Annotated in this window: 17 protein-coding genes; 9 read left to right on the plus strand and 8 right to left on the minus strand. The window is 33.8% G+C overall.

What is annotated here, in order from left to right; genetic code table 11:
* Positions 1-5 precede the first annotated feature (5 nt).
* A complete protein-coding gene (locus ABD816_RS10890; RefSeq protein ID WP_344927270.1) occupies positions 6-2,141 on the minus strand; it encodes a carboxy terminal-processing peptidase in 2,136 nt (711 codons plus the stop codon).
* A 262-nt stretch (positions 2,142-2,403) separates the two neighbouring features.
* Between ABD816_RS10890 and surE the strand changes: the two genes are divergently transcribed.
* The 6 genes from surE (at position 2,404) to ABD816_RS10920 (ending at position 8,024) form a co-directional block, all read left to right on the plus strand.
* Positions 2,404-3,186, plus strand: a complete 783-nt coding sequence (surE, locus tag ABD816_RS10895) for a 5'/3'-nucleotidase SurE (protein WP_344927271.1) — start codon at positions 2,404-2,406, stop codon at positions 3,184-3,186.
* Positions 3,179-3,460, plus strand: coding sequence for a hypothetical protein (locus ABD816_RS10900; RefSeq protein ID WP_344927273.1), 282 nt, complete (start codon positions 3,179-3,181; stop codon positions 3,458-3,460). The genes surE and ABD816_RS10900 overlap by 8 nt, the downstream gene beginning before the upstream one ends.
* Positions 3,461-3,481: 21 nt before the next feature.
* Positions 3,482-4,600, plus strand: coding sequence for a lipid-A-disaccharide synthase (gene lpxB / locus ABD816_RS10905; protein ID WP_344927275.1), 1,119 nt, complete (start codon positions 3,482-3,484; stop codon positions 4,598-4,600).
* A 1-nt stretch (position 4,601) separates the two neighbouring features.
* Entirely contained in the window at positions 4,602-5,180 is a 579-nt protein-coding gene (locus ABD816_RS10910; protein WP_344927277.1) for a C40 family peptidase, read from the plus strand.
* Positions 5,181-5,360: 180 nt separating this feature from the next.
* Positions 5,361-5,912 (plus strand): hypothetical protein, encoded by a 552-nt coding sequence (locus tag ABD816_RS10915; protein WP_344927279.1) that lies wholly within the window; start codon positions 5,361-5,363, stop codon positions 5,910-5,912.
* A 57-nt stretch (positions 5,913-5,969) separates the two neighbouring features.
* Positions 5,970-8,024, plus strand: coding sequence for a ComEC/Rec2 family competence protein (locus ABD816_RS10920; protein WP_344927281.1), 2,055 nt, complete (start codon positions 5,970-5,972; stop codon positions 8,022-8,024).
* A 13-nt stretch (positions 8,025-8,037) separates the two neighbouring features.
* Here ABD816_RS10920 and ABD816_RS10925 read toward each other — a convergent pair whose 3' ends face one another.
* From ABD816_RS10925 to ABD816_RS10940, 4 genes are all read right to left on the minus strand, one after another.
* On the minus strand, positions 8,038-9,324 hold the full coding sequence (locus ABD816_RS10925; RefSeq protein WP_344927282.1) for a serine hydrolase domain-containing protein: 1,287 nt from the start codon (positions 9,322-9,324) through the stop codon (positions 8,038-8,040).
* Between the two features lie 537 nt (positions 9,325-9,861).
* Positions 9,862-10,401 (minus strand): thioredoxin family protein, encoded by a 540-nt coding sequence (locus tag ABD816_RS10930; protein ID WP_344927284.1) that lies wholly within the window; start codon positions 10,399-10,401, stop codon positions 9,862-9,864.
* Positions 10,402-10,519: 118 nt separating this feature from the next.
* Positions 10,520-12,322 (minus strand): peptide MFS transporter, encoded by a 1,803-nt coding sequence (locus ABD816_RS10935; protein WP_344927286.1) that lies wholly within the window; start codon positions 12,320-12,322, stop codon positions 10,520-10,522.
* A 39-nt stretch (positions 12,323-12,361) separates the two neighbouring features.
* The gene (locus ABD816_RS10940; RefSeq protein ID WP_344927287.1) at positions 12,362-14,533 is read right to left on the minus strand and encodes a S9 family peptidase; all 2,172 of its coding nucleotides are present in this window, start codon (positions 14,531-14,533) and stop codon (positions 12,362-12,364) included.
* Between the two features lie 247 nt (positions 14,534-14,780).
* On the opposite strand from ABD816_RS10940, the gene ABD816_RS10945 reads away from it, so the two are divergent.
* Positions 14,781-16,097: a hydroxymethylglutaryl-CoA reductase, degradative gene (locus tag ABD816_RS10945; protein ID WP_344927289.1), complete on the plus strand. Its 1,317-nt coding sequence runs from the start codon at positions 14,781-14,783 to the stop codon at positions 16,095-16,097.
* Positions 16,098-16,117: 20 nt separating this feature from the next.
* On the opposite strand, the gene ABD816_RS10950 is transcribed toward ABD816_RS10945, so the two are convergent.
* The gene (locus ABD816_RS10950) at positions 16,118-16,495 is read right to left on the minus strand and encodes a PH domain-containing protein (protein ID WP_344927291.1); all 378 of its coding nucleotides are present in this window, start codon (positions 16,493-16,495) and stop codon (positions 16,118-16,120) included.
* Between the two features lie 161 nt (positions 16,496-16,656).
* Between ABD816_RS10950 and ABD816_RS10955 the strand changes: the two genes are divergently transcribed.
* Both ABD816_RS10955 and ABD816_RS10960 read left to right on the plus strand, forming a co-directional pair.
* Positions 16,657-17,583, plus strand: a complete 927-nt coding sequence (locus ABD816_RS10955) for a GYDIA family GHMP kinase (RefSeq protein WP_344927292.1) — start codon at positions 16,657-16,659, stop codon at positions 17,581-17,583.
* 239 nt (positions 17,584-17,822) lie between these two features.
* Positions 17,823-20,318, plus strand: a complete 2,496-nt coding sequence (locus tag ABD816_RS10960; protein WP_344927294.1) for a glycoside hydrolase family 9 protein — start codon at positions 17,823-17,825, stop codon at positions 20,316-20,318.
* Between the two features lie 76 nt (positions 20,319-20,394).
* Here ABD816_RS10960 and odhB read toward each other — a convergent pair whose 3' ends face one another.
* Both odhB and ABD816_RS10970 read right to left on the minus strand, forming a co-directional pair.
* Entirely contained in the window at positions 20,395-21,684 is a 1,290-nt protein-coding gene (gene odhB / locus ABD816_RS10965; protein WP_344927295.1) for a 2-oxoglutarate dehydrogenase complex dihydrolipoyllysine-residue succinyltransferase, read from the minus strand.
* A gap of 52 nt (positions 21,685-21,736) precedes the next feature.
* Positions 21,737-24,520, minus strand: a complete 2,784-nt coding sequence (locus ABD816_RS10970; RefSeq protein WP_344927296.1) for a 2-oxoglutarate dehydrogenase E1 component — start codon at positions 24,518-24,520, stop codon at positions 21,737-21,739.
* Positions 24,521-24,529 lie beyond the last annotated feature (9 nt).

A 24,529-nucleotide genomic window follows, 5' to 3' on the forward strand; every position in this document is an offset into this window, starting at 1 on the left:
AGAGATTAATTCTTAATCGTCAGAGGGCTTTTTGACTTACGTATCGTATTGATTTTCATATCTTCTAAAACACTCAACGCTTCTTCAACATATATATCTTTACTTAAACTCTGATGCCATCTATTTCTTTTTTCTTCCAGAATAGAATCCTTCTCCATTAAACTTTTTTCATAAGGAAGAGATTCAAATGTAAGATTACTTTTATAGTCATTTAAGCTTTCAAAATTCTTTGCTTGCTTTTCATTGAGCTCAATATTAGATTTATACTTAGCATAGTTCAATGAATATTTATTTACATCTCTTTTCTCACGAACCCATTTTGCGTTTTTCTCAATCAACTTTAATTGCTCATTAACCGCCATACGAGCATTACTCTTAGTAATAGTTTGATCAAAATCAATATACCCGTCCCATAAATTATAATCCGCAGCAGCAATTTTATCCCAAGGAAGTGGGTTTTCCTGATCTTTTTCACCAATATCTACGTAACTGTAACGATCCGGAACGACAACATCACTTTTAACCCCTTCTAATTGTGTAGAACCTCCATCAACACGATAAAACTTCTGTGTTGTTAGTTTTAAGGCTCCTAAGTCTCCAAAATCATTACTACGCATCCATCTATTAAGATCCATAACATTTTGAACTGTTCCCTTACCATATGTTTGCTTGCTGCCTATGATAATTGCTCTTTTATAATCTTGCATAGCAGCAGCCAAAATTTCAGAGGCCGAAGCAGATAGTTCATTCACTAAAATAACTAGTGGTCCATCCCATAATATGGTTCTATCCTTATCACTTAAAACCTCAGGAGACTCGCCTTTAGTTCTTACTTGAACTATAGGACCATTATCAATAAACAAACCTGCTATATCCACCACAGTTTGAAGTGATCCTCCTCCATTATCTCTCAGATCAATAACAAGACCTTCCATATTTTGTTCTTTAAGACGGATAATTTCTTGCTTTACATCTTTAGCAGCATTACGTTGATTGTAATCTTCCATATTAAAATAAAACTTAGGGAGATTGATCACTCCAAAAGTCTTGTCATTTTTCTTTACTACAGAAGATTTCGCGTATGTTTCTTCTAATTCAACAACATCACGAACAATTTCAATATTTTCCATCGTTCCATCAACTTTCTTAACCGTTAATGTTACTTTGGTGCCTTTAGGCCCTTTAATTAGGCTTACTGCATCATCAAGTCTCATCCCCACAACACTCACCGGTTCATTTTCATCTTCCTGTTTTACTTTCATAATGAGATCTCCCACCTCTACCATATTTCCTCTCCATGCAGGACCTCCAGATATGATCTCAATGATTTTTACATTATCATTTTTCTTCTGCAACCTTGCTCCAATACCTTCTAATTTACCAGACATTGCAATATCAAAACGGTCTTTATCTTGTGGTGCAAAATAATAGGTATGAGGATCAAACTCTTCTACAATAGAGTTGATGTAGATTGTAAACCAATCCTTTCTCTCCAAATCATCTGCAAACTCAAAATACTCTTTTAGTGATGTTTTGGTAATTTCTCGAGCTTCCTCTTCTAGGGTAACTCCTGTTTTTCTTTTGTAGTCTTTATTTTTAGCTAATGAATCTATTTGTTCATCCACTTTTTCATAATAACTTGACAATGCATTAAATTTAAGTTGAAGCCTCCAACGATTTTTTAGTTCATTCTTATCGTTTACATAGGGCAATTCATCATAATCAGTATCAATTGATTCCTCTATTTCAAAATTGAATGGTTTATCCAAAATTTCTTTATATATAGATCTGGCCTCAAACATTCTTTCTTGTAAACGTTCATAAGTAAGATCAAAGAAATCAATCTGCTTATCTCTGATTTGATCATCAAGTAATTTCTCGAATTTCTTAAATTCTTCTATATCACTTTTATAAAAATATCGTTTTAATGGATCTAACGCATCTATATAATCAGCAAATACTTCTTTAGAAAAATCATCATCAATATCTTTCGCATCATAATGCCCTTTACTTAACACATAACTAATTAAATCAATCAGTATTCTATCTTTATCAGGGTCATCATCTACTTTGGTTGTAAAACTACATGAAGCAGCTGAAACGATTACCGCAAGCATAACTACAAAAAAACTCTTTTTCATCTGTCTATTTTTTTTGTTTTTAATGGTCAAACAAACCAACTCAAATTTGGATCAGCAAACTTATCATAATCCAATTTTATTCGTTGAATTTATATGTTCATTTTTAATTTAGGGACTACTAGCAAAATACATTAAAAATCGTGCCAATATAGCATAATAATACTAATTTTTTCTTAAAAGAACTAATTATATAGCATCCTCTTTGTTAATAATATATTTAGAATAAAAAATATGTATTTTTACAAACGAAAAACATTTTTTTATGTTGCAAAAAAAGCCATTAATATTGGTTACAAATGATGATGGCATTACCGCTCCCGGGATTCGGATGTTAATTCGTATTATGAATGAAATTGGAGATGTTGTCGTTGTCGCTCCAGATAAACCACAGAGTGCTATGGGCCATGCAATCACAATTAATGACGCATTATATTGTGACCCTATAATCATCGAGAAAAATGCCCTACAAAAAGAATACAGCTGTTCTGGAACACCGGTAGATTGTGTTAAGATGGCAACTCGTCAGATTCTTAACCGTAAACCAGACCTATGTGTTAGCGGCATCAATCACGGTTCCAATTCTGCCATAAATGTAATTTATTCTGGAACCATGAGTGCCGCGGTAGAAGCTGGTATAGAAGGCATACCAGCCATAGGGTTTTCTTTATTGGATTATAGCATTGATGCTAATTTTGAACCAGCAACAACTTATGTAAAAACCATTGTAGAAAATGTACTTCTAAATGGGTTGCCAAAAGGAGTTATTCTTAATGTCAATATTCCAAGGTTAGAGAAAAAAGAAATCAAAGGAATCAAAATTTGTAGGCAGGCCGATGCTCATTGGGCTGAAAAATTTGATAAAAGAACCAATCCTATGGGAAGAGAATACTATTGGTTATCAGGAGAATTTATTAATGAAGATAAAGGAGAAGATACGGATGAGTGGGCACTACAAAATGGCTATATCTCGATTGTTCCTACTCAATTTGATTTAACAGCACATTATTTTATAAAAGAATTAAACAACTGGACATTACATGATTAAAAAAGAAATTTTGATTGGTTTTCTAATTGGAGTGCTATCGAATAGTGTTGGTATTCTTCTATATATATTATTATTTTCTAAAATGGGTATAACTGAGACTATAAAAGCCGCTCAATTAAACGGTTTTTTAGGAAGTTTAATTGCTTTGGGTGCTATTCTAAACTTATTGGTTTTCTTTTTATTTTTAAAACAAAATAAACCTTATCGAGCTCGTGGCGTACTTCTTGCTACACTTGTAGCAACCATATGTATTGCCATTAGTAAATTTAGTTAATACAAGAGAAAGGAGTAACAAATGAAATACTATCTTATTGCAGGAGAAGCATCAGGTGATTTACACGGAGCTAACCTCATGAAATCCATATTAAAAGAGGACCCAAATGCTGAATTTAGATTCTGGGGTGGGGATTTGATGCAAGAGGTAGGAGGAACTATGGTATCACATTATAAAGAAAGAGCGTTTATGGGTTTTATAGAGGTTCTTTTGAATCTTTTTAAGATTTTAAACCTCATAAAACATTGTAAGAAAGATATTATTGCTTATCACCCGGATGCTCTGATTTGTATTGATAATTCTGGTTTTAATCTACGTATTGCCAAATGGGCAAAACCTAATGGATTTACAACACATTATTACATTAGTCCTCAGGTATGGGCTTCCAGAGCCGGTCGTGTAAAAACTATTAAAGCATATGTAGATCACATGTACGTTATATTACCTTTTGTAAAGGAGTTTTATGACACCTATGACTACAAAGTCAATTTTGTAGGGCATCCGTTGATTGATGCTATTGCGCAGCATACATTAATTACCCCAGATGATTTTAAAAACAAGCATCATCTGGATGATAGACCTATTATTGCTATCCTTCCAGGAAGTAGAAAGCAAGAAATAAAAAAGATGTTGGAAGTAATGCTAAGCATTGTAGATGATTTTCCAAAATATCAATTCATAATAGCAGGAGCTCCTAGTCAAGAGCCAGGTTTTTATACACCTTTTATCAAAAAAGAAGGAGTTCATTTAGTAATGAATCAGACCTATGACTTATTAAGTTTAAGCAATGCTGCTCTGGTCACATCAGGAACGGCTACTTTAGAAACTGCACTATTTAAGGTGCCAGAAGTGGTTTGCTATAAAAGCAGTGCTATCTCTTATCAAATTGCTAAACGTGTTGTAAAGCTCGACTACATTTCTTTAGTAAATTTAATTATGGATAAGCCTGTAGTTACTGAACTAATACAGCATGATTTTAATACAAATAGACTCAAAGAAGAACTCTCTAAAATCCTTGATGAATATAACCGTGCTGTTATGTTTCTAAATTATTATGATCTCGAGAAGAAATTGGGAGGAAAAGGAGCTAGTGATAAAACAGCATCCCTTATCGTTAACTCTCTTAAAGAAAATATTTAAAATGAAAAAAATTTCCTTCATCATTGTCCTTTTTAGTGTTATCTGTGCTTCCTGTGGCAGTAGCAAGAGAAGCAGCACTGTTTCTACAAGAAAAACTGTGATAACAGAACCAACACAAAAAAGCAATACATCTGCTGTAGCAAAAACTAAAAAAACAACATCTGCGACAAAAAAGAGAAGTGCTACAACTAAAGAAAATAAGAAAATCAAAAGTATTATAGCGTATGCAAAAACTTTTGAAGGAACAAGATATAAGTATGGAGGAACCACTAAAAAAGGAATGGATTGCTCTGGTCTTGTATATACATCTTTCAAAAAAGAAGAAATAGTCCTCCCTAGAACCTCCAGAGCCATGTCAGCTCAAGGATCAAAAGTATCTCTAAGAAATGTAGCGGTGGGTGATCTGCTGTTTTTTAAAACTAATAAAAAGAAAAATGTTATAAGCCACGTAGGGTTAGTGGTAACAGTTGGAAATCAGGTAAAATTTATACATTCTTCAACATCTAAAGGAGTTACAGTCTCAAGCTTAGATGAAAAATACTGGAATACCGCCTTTGCCTGGGCAAGAAGGATACTATAGATATTCCTTTCTTATCCTAAATAATAAATAGTCTTAACTCTTATTATAGAAAATCTTGTGACATTACATTTTGTGATTCTAAACACCCTTTCAAGAGATATTTTTCATATTTTTTTTAACTATTGAGAATGAATTCTTTAAAAAAAATTATATTAGTACATCCAATTAATTCAATGCATTATGGAATATTCACTAGATCCAATAGAAGTAAAGAATGTAATAGACGCTAAAATAAATGGTGCTGAATTTGATCAGGATCAATTTTTATTCTACCATCTTAACAGAAATCATTTTAATGTTAAACAAGAAATAACTACGTTAACCCATTACATGGGTAATAGATTCAGAGATAATAGAGGATATTTATGGGAGGAAGCTGCGAGATACAAAAACTGGTTTCACACACCTAAATCAAATTACTTTGGAAGTTTAGTAGGAATGACACCCTATAGCAGAAAATTTTTGCGCGCCGATAATGAAACTGGAATTGGTGGTGAATTCGAAATGATTATACGACAGGATGGTAAAAGGATAGATGCATTAACACATGAAGGGTATCAGGAAACTTATAATTTTGGAAGAACCTCTGACACCTCACTACATAAGCTTTTAGATGTAGATCCACATGGGCCAAACCCTGATTATGCTATTAGAATTAATACAGGTAGAGTTGTTATTACTGATAGACGTATCCAAGGCTCATCGCAAATAAGGAGAACAATCAGAAACTGATTTAACGTAATTACACATCAACTTATACACACTCTTATGACGTCTCTTAGACAATAGATGAAACTTCTAAATTTTCCTTTTTTATTTCTTACTATTGCTCTCATTATTGGAATCATTTTCGGATATTATTATGTATTCGATCTGAAAAACATACTAATCCTATTAAGTGTCAGTATTAGTATCCTAGGAATCTCTTGGTTTTCTGCAAAACGAATATTTCAAAAAGGATATGTATTTACCATAATCACTTTTTTATTTTTTGCTACGGTTGGAACAACTCTGGTAAAAATTCATAACCCAACTCGTTTCCATAATCATTACACCCATCTGCTATCATCTAAAACTGAGTACCAAAATAATTTCTTAGAAGTACAGTTTTCTATCAAAGAACGATTAAAACCTACTCTCTATTATGAAAAATACATTGCTTCCATTACGCTTCTAAACGACCAAATTGTTTGTGGTGATATTCTATTACAGATCCCTAAAGATAGTTTGTTACAAAGGTTTTCTATTGGAGATAGATATACTACATTCTCTAAACTTCATCCCACACCAAAACCTTTAAATCCCAATCAGTTTGATTATGCCTCGTACCTTAGCAAAAGATACATGTATCATCAACTCACTGTTTCAAAAGATCACTTATTAAAAACCGGTACATCATCCTGGTCTCTGTCCGGTATAGCAGATCAAATTAGAACCAATATTAATGAAAATCTAGTTCAACACGATTTTAGTCCCCAACAACTATCCATCATCAATGCTCTACTTTTAGGCCAACGACAAGATATTGATGCACAAACATTTTCTGACTACAGAGATGCTGGTGCGATTCATTTATTAGCCGTCTCCGGATTGCATGTTGGTATTATACTAATGCTGTTAAATTTTATCCTAAAACCTCTGGACAGGTTTAGAAAAAAAGGTAGCATTCTTAAGACGATTTTTACCATCCTATTACTCTGGGGATTTGCTGTTATTGCAGGCCTTTCACCTTCTGTTATTAGAGCAGTTACTATGTTCTCCTTTTTAGCCATCGGTATGCAAATCAGATCTAAAACAAGCCTTTACAACTCACTCTTAATCTCGATATTTCTATTACTATGTTTTGATCCACTGCTTTTGTTCTCTGTAGGATTCCAATTAAGCTACCTGGCTGTATTTTCTATAGTGTGGATACAACCTGTTTTAACTAAACATTATCACCCCAGATTTTATATTGACAAAAAAATATGGGAAACTTTTACTGTAACTATTGCGGCTCAATTAGGAGTACTCCCTCTGACGCTATTCTACTTCCATCAATTCCCATTATTATTTTTTATTGCTAATCTGATCATTATTCCTATACTAGGAGGTATTCTTGGATTCGGAATTTTAGTTATCGTATTGGCTGAAATACAATTTCTACCTAATAGTATAGTCCTCATTTTTAGACACTGTATAGATTTCATGAATGCTACTATGCACTGGGTAGCACAACAGGATTATTTTTTGATCACTAACATTAGTTTTTCCTGGGGCATGATGCTCACACTTTACATTTTGATTGTGAGTTCTGTGTTTCTATATAAAAAATATACAATAAGAAATCTATTAGCCACTGGTATCAGTATTGTCATACTTTTATGTGTACTAATCTATGAAAAGCATACCCATATAACAGCTGAAGAGTTTGTGATTTTTCAAAACAGAAACCAGACTGTTCTTAGTACCCTGCACGGTCAGCAGCTAATACTTTATGGAAAAGATAGTATTTCTAAAAAAACTAAAAAATATGTTCTTAACAACTATTTCATCAATAAAAATGTTTGCTCCAGTTCTCTTAACCAACTTGCAAATGTATATGAGTATCAGAAAAAAATACTTTTTATAATTGATAGCGATGCGGTTTATAATATTGAAAACTTACAACCAGATATTCTTTTATTATCAGATTCTCCAAAAATTCATTTAGATCGTGTTATCGAGAAATTACAACCCAAACTAATCATTGCGGATGGCAGTAATTATCGGCAATATCTGGATGTATGGGAAAAAAGTTGTGCTAAACAAAAACTCCCCTTTCATCGTACAGATAAAAAGGGAGCTTATATTTTAAGAGAGTAATCTCTTTTATTTATTATAGAATTAATGCTGGTTGCTCTTCTTCTAGTTCTTCAAGAGGCATATTCATAATTTTATCCACTATTTTTCGCAAATCCGGAATTACATTTCTTGCAACTTTAGTTGGACTATTAAACAACACAGTAATACCTAAATCATCCTTAGGATAAATTGCTATTTCACTTCTGTAATTATTAACAGTACCTCCGTGATGAATGATAGTATTCGATTCTTTGGTTACCGGGTTTGTAAATTCGTGTATTCTCCATCCCATCGCATAAGATGATTTCTTATGACCTTTCCATTTTTTATAATAACACCTTCCTCCAATATTAATTTTAGGGCTAAACACATCAGTTAGCGTGGCAGATTCTAGTACATCCTGATTATGACCTAACAAAAAGCGCATCCACTTAGACATATCTTTAGCACTAGCATTCACTCCTCCTGCAGCAATAGCATTATAATATTTTTTGTTTAAGGGTATTGATCTCCATCTACCATATCTTTTTCGATGTGGTTGTGCAACATTCTTAGCACTAGCCAAAGCTTCATAATTTGTAGAAGCAGTTGTCATGTCTAATGGATCAAAAATTCTGTCCTGCATTACTTCTCCTAACGATTGACCAGTAACCCTTTCTATAATCTCACCACTTAATGCAAAAGCAGCATTTTGATAACTATATATTGTACCTGGTTTTCCTATTGTCCGAATTTCGTTAAATTTACTAGCAATAGTTCCTAATGATTGACCATCTTCTACAAGATTGGTAAAACTGTGACGAGGCAACCCAGATGACTGAGATAAAATATTGGCTAAACTGACAGTAGCAGTTCCTTTCTTGCTTCGCATTCTAAAAGAAGGAATATGATCTACAATTTTATCATCCCAATTAATTAAACCATCTTGCACATGTATTCCAGTAAGAATTCCCGCAAATCCTTTAGATAAAGAACCTATTCTAAATATAGTTTCTTCATCAATCGTATCTTTTTTGGCAGCGTTTCTATTACCAAAACCTCCTAAATAAATAGTAGACTCACACTTAACTATACCCACAGATGCACCAATGATTTTTTTCTTAGCAATCGCTTTGTTAAAGTAATTCTCAATTGCCTTTGCAAGTCGAGATTTATAGATTTCAGCAATTAGAAGCTCTTCTTGGTTTGAAACTACTTCAATACTTGCTGTTGCTATTGGCTGAACTTTTGGAGATGACTCTAATCGATTTGCTGATAAAAGGGGAAATAATAAAATAATTAAAAACATAAAAGGGGCGGTGAGAACAAAACGTTTTTTCATAAAAGAATTGAGTATGATTTGGGTTACAAAAAATTTTAACTGCTGCGAATATAACGATAATATGCATATATCTTCGTTAAAATACATTTATTTGGTCAATTTTAACATTTAACAACCATTGTATCAAGTTTTTTGTAAGAAAATACAACAAAAATTGTTTAAATTCGATTAAAATCAGATATTCTCATTTTATACTCAAAATGAAAAAACATTCAGAATATAATCTTTGAACTTATAAATCGGTATATCGTCACCTAACTATATCAACGTAAACTATGCAATATCGTATGTCAGAAAAGCAAAAAAACATTCAGATAGTTATTTTTATGATTTTATTATAGGAATTTAACGTCATTCTAAGAAGAAGGCATCTCAATATATTGAGCCAAAATAATAAAGTTAGTTTTTTGAATTACTACTTATAAACATACATCTTCAAAATATAATAATTACAAAAAACTCTCTTCCTATCAAAAGATACAAAGAGAGCGCTTCTATTATTTATTAAATAACAGATATACCGTTTATAATTGAATATTAATCTTTAAAAGTACTTACAAAAGATTCTTCATAAGTTTGCCAAGCTTCTGTACTTGTCAGCGTTTTATAATCATCTTCGCGAACCATTTTTAAATAAATTTCTAACTGTTGTGGCGTTTTATACCCAGTTACAGGTGTAATTAGATTACCTTCTTCATCAAAGAAAACAATACTAGGGTACCCTGTGACCTTTAAAGCATTAGCAAAAAAGTGTTGACTATTCCTACCTTTTCTATCTGGATTATAGTTGGGATTGGTATAGGTATAATCATTATATTTAATCTCCTCTGTGCCTTCTGCATTAAACTTTACAGCATAAAAATTATCGTTCACATACTTTACAACATCAGGGTTATGAAATGTATTCTTATCTAACATCTTACAGGGACCGCACCAATTGGTGTATACATCCATAAAAATCTTTTTGGGTTCTTTTTTCTGAGCTTCTAATGCCTCATTCATAGTTATCCAATTGATCTCTTGTGCCTGGGCGGGCAACATCCATAGAAATCCAATCAGAAAAAGTAGGTTTTTCATCTGTATATTTTTTATGTATTGTATATATTAGTTGAAACAAAAACTATTCCTTAATTAAAAACTTATCTTATGTAAGTAACGGATGAAGTAATATTTTAGTGTTCAATGACACAATCATCTATTCTTCTGCAAGTTCAAATCCTTCTGCCTCTTTTGTTTCCAGATTAAAATCTTCTGCTCCGTGGGTTAATTTCTTTAATTTCTTAAGAAATACAATTAGCAATAAACCAAACGCTACAGTAAAAATAGTGATTCCAAAAAAGATCCTATATTCCTGTGCATTTTGCTCTTCCTCTAAGACAAAAGACAATTGATAATCTTTTCCATCTCCCTTATTTTCTTCGATCTTTGCTTTTTCTTCATCCTTTTCGAAAAGCAACTTCGCATGATAAGGACTTTCTTTAGAAGCTCCACTCTCTACTAACTTATTCACCAATTTATTTTCTTCGTTAATAGTAAATAAAGAGTTGAGATTATTTTCTTTATTATATCCTTTAAAAACAACTTTCCCGGCTTCCGGATATACAGATGCTTTTATTTCAAAGTTTTTATCCCTGTTGATGGCATAATCCTTTTCAATTGATTTACCACCCTCTTTTTTTACTTCATATTCATTCTTTTCGGTAAAAGGATAGACAACTTCTTTAGTAGAAACCAATTTGCCTTCATAAGGCTCTAATTGAGATAACTCCCCTATAGATCCAGCCAGTTTATTACCAAAACCTGTACAAGCAAAATAAACACCCATCATTATAGATGCATATTTAACAGGAGCTAGCTTAGTAATGAATGATAAGGCTACCGGAGAAGAACATAACTCTCCAATGGTATGAAAAAGATAAGCAAGAAAAACCCAATACATCGCTGCTTTTCCAAAAGTCTCTGAAGAAGCTTCTTTTGATGCAAACATCATAAAAACAAATCCTAGCCCCATAATGATAGTTCCTACTGCCATCTTAAATAATGAGGAGGTCTCTTTTCCTTTTCTATACATCCATACCCAAAACCCGGCAATCGTAGTACCAAATACTATAATATAACCAGAATTTAATGATTGGAATACTGCCGCTGGTATTTCTCTTAACCAATCAGGGCTTTCAAATCCTGTTGTTCGATTTACCTTAATATCAGTGTACAAATTCATTAATCCCCCGGCTTGCTCAAAAGCTCCCCAAAAAACAATTACAATTAAAAAAGAAATTAACAGAACTACTACTCGGTCTTTCTCTATTTTTGTCAATGCTCGATTTACAACACTATCACTGGTACTTTCTGAAGCTTTTCCTATAAAATCACCTACTCCGACTAAATATTTTTGTCCCCATACAAATACTATCTGTCCTAGTAACATACCTATTCCTGCTAAACCAAATCCATAATGCCATCCATATTCACTAGCAACAATCCCTACAATGATACCCGCAAGAAAAGCTCCCAGATTAATTCCTATATAAAAAATAGTAAACCCTTTATCTCTTCTTATATCGCCTTGTTTATACAAGCCTCCAACCATAGTAGAAATATTAGGTTTTAAACACCCTACTCCTAGAATCACCAAAGCTAATCCAGTAAAAAATGCTGTTTTACTGGGTATTGCCAAAATTCCATGACCCAGGCAAAGAAGTACTCCTCCCAGCATCACAGTTTTTTTCTGACCTAACCATTTATCGGCAATAACTCCTCCTGGGATAGACATTACATATACTAACATAGTATACCATCCATACAGCCAGATAGCATCTTTTGTTGTCCACCCAAAACCAGGATCACTAGCTGTTGCAGACGTTGCGATATATAATACTAATAAACCACGCATACCATAGTATGAAAAACGTTCCCACATTTCAGTGAAAAATAGTATATATAATCCTACCGGATGCCCAAAAAGCTCTTTTTGATGAGGTTGCAAAGTTGCAGACATAAAAAATAAATTAAGTTAGTAAATTATTGAGTGAGTTAATTATAAGTTTGTCTTAATAAAATTAGTCATCTTATTATATAGATGTAATCGAGTATTTCCACCATATATCCCATGATTTTTATCTGGATAGATCGCCCAGTCGAATTCTTTATTCTTTTGTACCAAAGCTTCTATCAAGCGCATGGTGTTCTGTACGTGGACATTGTCATCTGCACTCCCATGAACCAGAAGATACTTTCCTTGTAACCCATCTACAAAATTAATAGGTGAGTTATCGTCATATCCTTTAGCATTTTCTTGAGGTGTTTTTAAATATCTCTCTGTATATATGGTGTCGTAAAATCTCCAACTAGTAACAGGCGCTACTGCAATTGCCATTTTAAATGTATCCGGAGCTTTAAACAAGCAATTACTAGACATAAACCCTCCATAACTCCATCCCCAAATACCAATTCTTGAAGCATCCACATACGGCAAAGCTCCTAGTTGTTTTGCTGCTGTAATCTGATCCTGAACTTCTAAGTTTCCTAAATCATTTTGAGTAACTTTTTTGAATTTAGCTCCTTTATATCCCGTTCCTCTGCCATCCACGCAGGCAACAATATATCCTTGTTGTGCCAGCATCATATACCAGTAATCATTTGCAGTATTCCAAGAATTTTTAACCATCTGAGATCCTGGTCCAGAATACTGAAACATAAATAAGGGATACTGTTTTGCCGGATCAAAATCTTTTGGTTTTATCATCCAGGTGTTTAAGACCTCACCATTGACCTCTATTGTAGAAAACTCTTTTGCCAATACTGCATATGTTTTTAATTTATCCAGTAAAGCCTGATTATTTTTAATTTCACGCACTAACTCACCAGTAGTAGAGTTATGTAGCGTGAATTTGTAGGGTGTTGTAGCATTAGAGAAATAATTAATAAAAAGACTAAAATCAGCACTAAACTCTGCATCATTAGTCCCTTCTTGCTGACTTAATCGCTTCTTATTTTTACCGTCTAATGAAATACTGTAAATATCTCGGTTCATATTACCATTCTCCACACTCTGATAGAAAATCATTTTATTTTTTGTATCGTATCCATAATAGTCAGTTACCTCCCATGTGCCTGAGGTGATCTGACTGATTAATTCTCCATTTTCTTTATAATGATAAATATGATTATACCCATCCTTTTCGCTTGTCCATATAAAACTATTATCTTCTAAAAATGTAAGGTTATCGGTAATATCAATATACGCTTCGTCTTTCTCATTCAGCACTACCGAAGCCATTTTGGTTGTAGCATCTACAAAAATTAAATCCAGATTGTTTTGATGCCTGTTTAAAACTTGCACACTTAACTTATTAGGATCTGCAGTCCATTCTATTCTGGGGATATAAAAATCTTTATAGTCTCCCAGTTTTACTTGATCTGATGCCATCGATACTATATCGGCAATATGCAACGATACTGTAGAATTCTGCTCTCCCGCTTTTGGGTATTTAAATACTTCCTGGTTTGGGTACAACTGATTTCCAAATACATCTATAGAAAACTCAGGAACTTCTTTTTCATTGAATTTTAAAAAAGCAATCTTATTACTGTCAGCACTCCAATCAAAGGCACGTACAAAAGCAAATTCTTCCTCATACACCCAATCTGTAACACCATTTATAATTTCATTTTTCTTACCATCAGAGGTAAGCTGAATTTCTTCTCCTGTCAAAAAATTCAACATAAACAAATTATTATCCTGCACATAGGCTACCTTATTTCCATCCGGAGATAGCAGTGGAGCTTCTATTTTTTTCTCACTTATTTTAAAACTACTATTAGATGGAATATCAAAAATATGATAAATTCCACGTGTAGAATGCCTGTATATTTGTTCTAATTCACTAGACAATAAAATTCTCTTTTCATCTGCACTAAATTCATATCCTTGAAAAGAATTCAGATCTGCTATAAAAGAAGTACTAATTATACTTCTGTTTTTTTCTCCGGATGCGTAGTCATATACTTCAATAGAGGTATTCCCTGATAGATTATCTCTTTCTAAAACCGAGTACTGGGTACCATTATTCATAGAATGCAGGGATTCAAAACCTTCTGTTCTGAATGCACCTCCCCATATTTCTTCTAAAGTAAATGTTTTGTCTTGTGCAATTACGGTAAAACTTAAAAACAATATGACAACTAAGGGTAGGCTTGTATATTTCATAGTATATATTTAAAATAGTAGCATTTTTCAAGATTAATGAAAAATCCTCGAAAAATACAACAATTGACGTTAAATACAATAAAAATATATGTGCCAACAGAATATTTGCTAACATATCTTCAATAAATTTAGTGTTTTCAAAAAAATCACTAAATGTATACTATACAGAGAAAATTAGTATGAATCCAAAAAGTAGATGGATATCAAACAGAATGGTATCTTTGAAATCTGATTATAATAAAAATATATGACATCAATAGTTTCCGGTTTTTCTAAACTTTCTAAAGAGGATAAAATTAATTGGATGGTAGCACATCATTTTGACAATGACCAAAAGACCATCAACGTTCTAAAAACCTATTGGAATTCTGACCAGGCACTTCAGCAGTTGCACGATGAATTTGCAGAAAATACAATCTCTAATTACTACTTACCATTTTCTATTGCACCTAATTTTTTAATTAACGGAAATCGATATACTATTCCTATGGCAATAGAAGAAAGTTCTGTGGTTGCAGCAGCAAGTAAAGCTGCCAAATTTTGGCAAGATCGCGGAGGGTTTACCACTAAAGTAGAATCAATGGTAAAAGTGGGACAGGTTCATTTTTCTTATAATGGAAATCCCGAAAAATTAAAAACTTTTTTTAAAGATGTTAAATCAAAAATCATTTCCTCTGCTGCTCATTTGTCTAAAAACATGGAAAAAAGAGGTGGTGGCATTAAAGATATCGAACTAAGAGACAAGACTTCAGAAATGAAGCATTATTACCAACTGCATTGTACTTTTGGGACCGCTGATGCTATGGGAGCTAATTTTATTAATTCCTGTTTAGAACATTTTGCAAAACAACTTACCATACTTGCCACTAATTACATAGGTTTTTCTAACGAAGAAAAGAATCTGGAAATTATTATGAGTATTCTCTCTAATTATGTGCCAGAATGTATCGCAACAGCTTCTGTTTCGTGCCCTGTTACTGACCTTCCTAATACAAAGCAATTATCAGCAACCCAATATGCAGAAAAATTCATAAAAGCAGTACAAATTGCAAAAATAGAGCCCTATCGCGCTGTAACTCATAATAAAGGGATTATGAATGGTATCGATGCTGTTGTACTGGCAACGGGTAATGATTTTAGAGCGATTGAAGCCGGAGCTCACGCTTATGCTTCTAGAAAGGGAAGCTATTCCAGTCTTACCAACGCGACTATTACAAATGATGTTTTTTCATTTTCGATCAAGATACCATTAGCATTAGGCACCGTTGGCGGATTGACTTCCTTACACCCACTAGTAAAATTAGCATTACAACTACTAGGAAACCCTAATGCCGAAAAATTAATGGAAATTACAGCGGTAGCAGGTCTCGCTCAAAACTTTGCTGCTATCAATTCGCTGATTACCAGCGGCATTCAACAAGGACACATGAAAATGCATCTGATGAATATATTAAACCAGTTAAAAGCTACTAATTCTGAAAAAAAACAACTTATTGAATATTTTAAAACAAATGCGGTAACACATAGTGAGGTAGTTGTACAAATCGAAAAGCTAAGACAATAAAATTTTATATATTGATGACATTACATCACTTTCTGAGCTAAGTATTTTTGTACTTCATATACATCCACACTTTTATTGAATTTTTTACTTACAGAGGGAAGATTTTCACTAGAAATCCAGATTTTTAGCTCTGCATCTAGATCAAAAGTTCCTGCAGTTTCCAGAGAAAATCTCGAGATATTTTTATAAGGCATGGACAAATACTCTACTTTACTGCCGGTCAATCCCTGCACATCAATAAGGATCAATCGTTTATTTGTAAACATAAAAGTGTCTCTTAATAGTTGAAAACCTAGTTCAATTATTTCATCAGCGACCAATAATCTTCCATATTTTTCATTTAATTTTTCAAGAGAAACTTTGCTGGCATTTCCCATTAATTGATTGAATAAGCCCATATTGACATTTGTTTAATTAATATATATTCAAAATATATTTTTTCTTTTAAAATTACAACAAATATTGATGTTGGTATTATATATTAGAATTTAGCCTCAAATAAATATTGAAAATACTAATAAATACAATTATTTTGCAGTAGTTTTTTTTATATTGCTATATGTCAAAACAGTTTTTTTACAGCCACGGAAAACTTCTTATTACTGGAGAATATTTAGTTCTTGACGGAGTAGCTGCATTAGCCATTCCCACAAAATTAGGACAACACTTAACAGTAGAAGAAAATGATACGAATCAGCTTGTTTGGAAAAGTTTAGATGAACAAGACAATTGTTGGTTTGAGACAAGTTTTAATAGTACAGACGAGAAAACCTTTCTTTTAACTAAAGAAAAAGAAGAGAATCCTGTGTTAGCTACTCTAATCGATATCTTAAACGCTGCAAAAGAACTCAACTCGGATTTCTTATCAAAAGGTAAAGGATATACGATAGAAACTAAATTAGAGTTCAACAGACATTGGGGGCTAGGGTCCTCTTCTACTTTATTATCTAATATTGCACAATGGGCAATGGTAGACCCCTTTGAATTATTAGAAAAAAGTTTTGGTGGAAGTGGATATGATATTGCTTGCGCACAACATGACATACCTATTATATATAAACGTATAAATAGTAAACCTGTTATAAAAGAAATTACATTTGATCCCCCATATAAAACAGACTTATTTTTTGTTTACCTCAACCAAAAACAAAGTAGTAAAGAATCCATAAAACACTATCAATCATTGCCACTCAAAGATTTTGATAAAGCCGCAGCTTCTATAAAAGAAATCACAAATTCTATTTTAGAATGTACAACTATTGAAGTATTTGAAGATTTAATTACACGTCACGAACAAATCATTTCTGATATCATTAAAACTACAACGGTAAAATCAAGGTTATTTCCGGATTATCATAAAGCTATCAAAAGTCTTGGTGGCTGGGGCGGTGATTTTATATTAGTAACAGGAACCGCATCCGAAATGGATTATTTTAGATTAAAAGGATACCTTACAATTATCCCTTATGATGAGATGATTTTTTAGAGTAAAATTCAGTCTATCAATTCCCATTTTATCTTCACAAGAAAATCAATTCTGATATCACTTCATTACCTTACATATCTTATTATTTTGTAGCTTAAAATACACATAAAGGCGAGGAATTAAATACCAAATACCATTTTTGAAAAGCTTTTTTCCGCAAAAAATAAAAACGCAATATCAAAATTATAATTGCGTTATACCAAAAAACCTTATTACACAAATCATTAATAACCAACACGATGAAAAAAATTCTATCATTATTAATTTTCACCTTTATTATCATGTTAAGTTCATATGGTCAAATGACGTATAGTGACAATTTTGATCAAGGTATTTTAAACATTGCTGCTACCGAAGCTTATAGCCCCTCGTTGGAAAATAAAAATCTAACAATAACCGCTACTGGAGATGCCGGACCATATGACCCATTTTCTTATTTAATGCATATTAACGGTACTACTTCCAATGTTGACATTTCATCTGCTCCAAAACTATATATAAAAGCAAAAGGCACTAACAATCCAGACCTAAGAATTGATTTAGAGGATGCTAATGGTTATGTTACAAATTTAAACGCACAATCTCAGGTTCTAACTGATGAATTTGTAATTTATGAATTGAATTACACAGGTAGTCTGCAAGATGGTGGATATGGAGGTCCTTGTCAACCTAATGACGCTCCTTGCCCAGTTGATGCTTCTCAAGTTGCAAAACTAGTGTTTTTTGTGAATGCAGCTGAAGGGGGATATGCTGGTTCTATAAAAATAGACTGGATTTCTTTTGGAGAACCTTTAGAAGCACTTCCTACACCTTCAGAATTTGATATCCGCTACAATCAAGTGTCATATTTAAAAGGAAGAAATAAATTAATAAACATTGTAGCCATAAGTGGATTTACAAACAAATCATATACAATATATAATAGTACGGATGATATAATAATGTCTGGAACAACAGATAATTCTGACTTCTGGAGTGATTCTGGAGAACATGTTGCCACAGTAGATATTTCCTCTATAGACACAGAAGGAGTCTATCGATTTGCTATAGACGAGATGGAAGTTTCTTTTAATATTCAAGAAGATGGTTATCAGGAATTACGAGAGCAAGCTTTTAAATACTATTATTATAACAGAGCTTCTACCGCACTTACGCCTGTCTATGCTGGTGAGTATGCCAGAAATGAGGGACATCCGGACAATAGAGTAATTGTACATGCTTCTGCAGCTTCTGCAGAAAGACCTGCAGGCACTATTATATCAGCACCAAAAGGATGGTATGATGCTGGTGATTATAATAAATACATTGTGAATAGTGGAATTAGCACATACACTCTCTTAGCAGCATATGAGCACTATCCTACTTTTTACCAAAACTTAGACTTCACTATTCCAGAACAAGGAGGAGACATTCCAGACATTTTAGATGAAATCATTTGGAACCTCGATTGGATGCTTGCTATGCAAGATCCTAATGACGGTGGAGTTTATCATAAATTAACCGGTCTCAATTTTTCTGGAAATATTATGCCGGATCAATATACTTTTGATCGATATGTTGTACAAAAAACAACAGCTGCAGCACTTAATTTTGCGGCGGTCACAGCAGTAGCTGCCAGAGTTTTTGCCTCTTATGAATCTGCAAAGCCTACTTATAGTGCTACTTTATTACAAGCTGCAAAAAACGCATACTCCTGGGCAAAATCAAATCCCAATATCTATTACACACAACCTAATGATGTACAAACGGGAGCCTATGGAGATGATAATTTGACTGATGAATTTCAATGGGCAGCTGTAGAATTATTTATTAGTACCAATGACGCTCAATATAAAGACGACATTGTTATTAATGAAATAGATGGTGGCGTGCCTGGTTGGCAGGATACTGCTACTCTGGCGTTAATTTCTATTGCCCATCACGCATCTTCATTATCCAATGACATTGATGTATTGACTGCAAATGACAAACTACTTACTATTGCTGATCAACTCAGAAATACTGTAAACACCTCACCAATGAAAATTGCAATGACTACAAATGATTATGTTTGGGGAAGCAATGGCGTTGCCGGAAATCAATTGGTAGTATTGATCAGAGCTTATGAATTAACTGCCAATGAAACTTATCTGGATGCAGCTTATAAAGCATTAGACTATTTATTAGGGCGTAACGGCACAGGATACAGTTTTGTTACAGGATTTGGAGACAAGACTCCATTAGACCCTCATCACAGAATTTCAGTAGCAGATAATATATCATTACCAGTTCCGGGTATGATTTCTGGAGGGCCACATTCAGGTCAACAAGATGGTTGTAGTGGTTATCCTAATAATAACCCTGCCTCGTCATTTGTAGATGATTATTGTTCCTATTCTACAAATGAGGTAACTATTAATTGGAATGCACCTCTGGTATACTCATTGCATGCATTACACAATTATCAAAATAGTCTACTGACCCTTTCTACTGATCAAATCAATGAAACCATTGTTGATCAAAAATTCAACGTATTTCCAAATCCTACTGATGGAAATATCAACATCAAGTCATTAGAGCTAACTACAAATACCACTGTAGAGTGCTACACAATCAAGGGGAAAAGAGTTTTTACAAAACAACTTAATAGTACGGATACACTTACCTTAAATATAAAAGATAAAGCGGCAGGGCTCTATTTATTAAAATTCATAACCAAGGATGGTACTTATTCAAAAAAAATTATCAAACAATAAGTTAACAGTGCCCTGACAAATCAAAAAAGCCCGGTTAAATATTAACCGGGCTTTTTAGTATTTAAAAATTAGAAAATTATAGCTCTAACGCTCTTTTTACATCGTTACCCATTAATAATTCTTCAGGGTTTTCTAATGCTTCTTTAACAGCTACTAAGAATCCTACAGACTCTTTACCATCAATGATTCTATGATCATAAGACAAAGCTACATACATAATTGGTGCTACCACAATTTGTCCATCTCTTACGATAGGACGCTCTACAATATTATGCATACCAAGGATGGCACTTTGTGGAGGATTGATGATTGGAGTTGATAACATACTACCAAAAACACCTCCATTGGTAATTGTAAAAGTACCGCCGGTCATTTCATCTACAGTAATCTGACCATCCCGTGCTCTCAGTGCTAATCTTTTTACCTCAGATTCTACACCTCTAAAACTTAGATTTTCTGCATTTCTAATTACAGGAACCATTAATCCTTTTGGTCCAGAAACTGCTATACTTATATCTTGAAAATCAAAAGAAAGCATCTCTTTTCCATCCATCATAGAATTGACCGCAGGATACATTTCTAATGCACGTACGCATGCTAAGGTAAAGAAAGACATAAATCCAAGTCCTACTCCGTGCTTCTCCTTAAATGTTTCTTTATATTCCTTTCTAAGATTAAATATAGGTTGCATATCCACCTCGTTAAAGGTAGTTAACATAGCTGTTTCATTTTTTACAGCAACTAATCGTTCTGCAACTTTACGACGCAGCATGGATAGTTTTTTACGAGATTCTCCTCTACTTCCTGTTCCTGGAGTTCCCATAGATGGCACTGCGCTAACAGCATCTGCCTGTGTAATACGTCCATCACGACCAGTACCTTTTACCTGAGAAGCTTCAATTCCCTTTTCTGCTAATACTTTTTTAGCTGCCGGAGACGCTGTTCCAGTTGCATAGGTATCTTGTTTTTGAGGAGGTGTTGTAGGTTTAGATGGAGTCTGAGTTTTTGCCTCAGCTTTTGCGCTATTACTTTTATTGTCTGTTTTATCTCTTTGTTGGTCAAGATCCATAGCTGCATTACCAGGTCCACCTTCATCTCCTTCATTATCCGCATTTCCATCAGGAGCCTCCGCATCTGTATCGATAAGACAAACCACTTGTCCAACAGCTACTGCATCTCCTTCTTCGGCTTTTAATGTAATAATACCACTTGCCTCTGCAGGTAGTTCTAAGGTAGCCTTATCACTATCTACCTCTGCTATTGCCTGATCTTTTGTTACATAATCACCGTCTTCTACAAGCCATTGAGCAATTTCTACTTCTGTAATGGACTCTCCTGGTGAAGGGACTTTCATTTCTAAAGCCATAATTCTAAAATTTATACTTTATATTACTTTCTTAAATATCTTATTATGCGTACTACTTCTTTTTACGTTTCTGATTATCCTTAGTTTTATCAAAAACAAAATCAATCACTTCTTTATGTCGCCTTTTAGATCGGGTAGCACTACCAGCTGCCGGCGCTCCATAAGGTCTTCTACTAGCAAATCTAAATGTCTTAGCATCATCATAATGCATTAAGATATGACTTAATGCTCCCATATTACGTGGTTCTTCCTGAGCCCAAACAATATCATCAGCGTTGTATTTTTTAATCAAAGCATCCATTTCAGCAACAGGAAGTGGGAATAGTTGTTCGATTCTTACTAAAGCAACATCGCTTCTCTTTAATTCCTCTCTTTTTTCTAGTAAATCATAGTAGAACTTACCAGTACAAAAAACCAGAGATTTTACTGCCTTATTTTTTACCTCCTGATCATCAATTACAGTCTGGAAACTTCCTTCTGTAAATTCTTCGATAGATGACATTACTCTTTTATCACGCAATAAACTTTTAGGTGAAAAAACGATCAAGGGTTTACGATATGTTGCTTTCATCTGTCTTCTTAACAAATGAAATAAATTGGCTGGCGTAGTTACATCAGCCACAAACATATTATCCTTTGCACATAATTGTAGATATCGTTCCATTCGTGCAGAAGAGTGCTCCGCTCCCTGTCCTTCATAGCCATGAGGCAATAGAAAAACTAATCCATTCTGTAATTTCCACTTATCTTCTGCAGAGGATATATACTGATCGATCATAATCTGGGCTCCATTACTAAAATCTCCAAATTGTGCTTCCCATATCGTTAATGTTTTTGGACTTGCCATAGCATATCCATAATCAAATCCTACAACTGCGTATTCAGAAAGCAATGAATTATAAATATAAAAATCTGCCTGATCACCTTTCAGATTATTAAGTAACAGGATTTCTTCTTCACTATCTTCTACTTTAACCACAGCGTGCCTGTGAGAAAATGTACCTCGCTCCACATCTTGCCCACTCATACGCACATCATATCCTTCTTTTAGCAAGGATCCGTATGCAAGCAATTCACCCATTGCCCAGTCCAACTTATTGTCTTTAAAAAACATTGTATGGCGCTGGTCAATTAATCGCTCTATTTTTCTAAGAAATTTTTTATCTTCTGGAAGTTTCGTGATGACGTCAGCAATTTCTGTCAGACTTTCTTTAGAAAAAGTAGTATCCACCACTTCCATCATTTCATCTTCTTGTACTCTGACAAATCCAGCCCATTCATCTTGCATGAATGGTGTAATCACAGTTTTTTCCTGCTTTCTGGAGTCTTCTAATTCTTCTTCTAGTGATGCTTTGTATTCTTTCTCTAATACTGCTACATGCCCTTTATCTATAATTCCTTCAGAAAGTAATTTTTCCGCATAGATATCTCTTGGATTCTTATGCTTAGCAATAGCTTTATATAATTTTGGTTGCGTAAATCGAGGTTCATCTCCTTCGTTATGACCATACTTACGATATCCTAATAAGTCAATAAACACATCACGACCAAAATTCATTCTGAAATCCAATGCAAAATTCACAGCATGCACTACCGCTTCTGCATCATCTGCATTTACATGAAGTACCGGAGACAAGGTAACCTTGCCCACATCTGTACAATATGTTGACGAACGAGCATCCAGATAATTAGTAGTAAATCCAATTTGGTTATTTACTACAATATGAATAGTTCCACCGGTTTTATACCCATCCAGTTGCGCCATTTGCACAATCTCATAGACAAGTCCCTGACCCGCTACTGCTGCGTCTCCATGAACAACTATAGGTAATACCTGTGAATAATCTTCTTTATAATGGCTATCCTGTTTTGCTCTGGCAATACCCTCTACGACCGCTCCTACTGTTTCTAAGTGAGAAGGGTTTGGAGCAATATTCATATTAATTGCTTTTCCAGAATCAGATTTACGCTTAGAAGTCCAACCTAAATGGTACTTTACATCTCCATCAAAAACGGTTTCTGCATAATCTTTTCCGTCAAATTCGCTAAAAATATCTTTAGGACTTTTACCAAAAATATTGGTTAAAGTACTCAAACGACCACGATGTGCCATCCCCATAACGAATTCTTTAACTCCCATATCTGCTGCTTTCTCTACTAAAGCATCTAATGCAGGAATCAATGTTTCCCCTCCTTCTAATGAAAAACGTTTTTGTCCAACATATTTGGTATGAAGAAAACTTTCAAAAGAAACGGCTTGATTTAATTTTTTAAGAATATGACGTTTTTGATCTGGAGAAAACTTTGTTCTATTCGTATTAAAATTAATACGAGACTGAATCCATTCGCGTTCTTCCGGGTTACGAATATACATATATTCGATTCCAATGGCATCACAATATATCTGATCCAGATGTGCAATGATATTGTTTAATGTTGCCGGACCTAATGCGATGATCTCACCTGCACTAAAAATAGTAGAAAGATCGGATTGATTTAATCCAAAATTCTCTAAAGAAAGGCTTGGATAGTACGTTCTTCGCTCTCTAACGGGATTTGTCTTAGTAAACAAATGTCCTCTTGTTCTATAAGCATCAATCAGTCGTACTACCTGAAACTCTTTTTGCATAGTTTCTGGCACCGCAACAGTTCCTTCTGCTTCTTTTTCAATGTAAATGGTCTCTCCCGAGCCATCAGCACTTTCTAAACCAAAGTCAAATCCTTGAAAAAAAGCTCTCCAACTAGGTTCGATGCTATCTGGGCTTTGCAGATATTTATCGTATAAATCTGCAAAAAATGCGGTATTAGCCGCATTCAAAAATGAATATTTATCCATATATAGGTA

Origin of the sequence: Aquimarina addita (assembly GCF_039539305.1) — a bacterium.
Classification (GTDB): domain Bacteria; phylum Bacteroidota; class Bacteroidia; order Flavobacteriales; family Flavobacteriaceae; genus Aquimarina; species Aquimarina addita.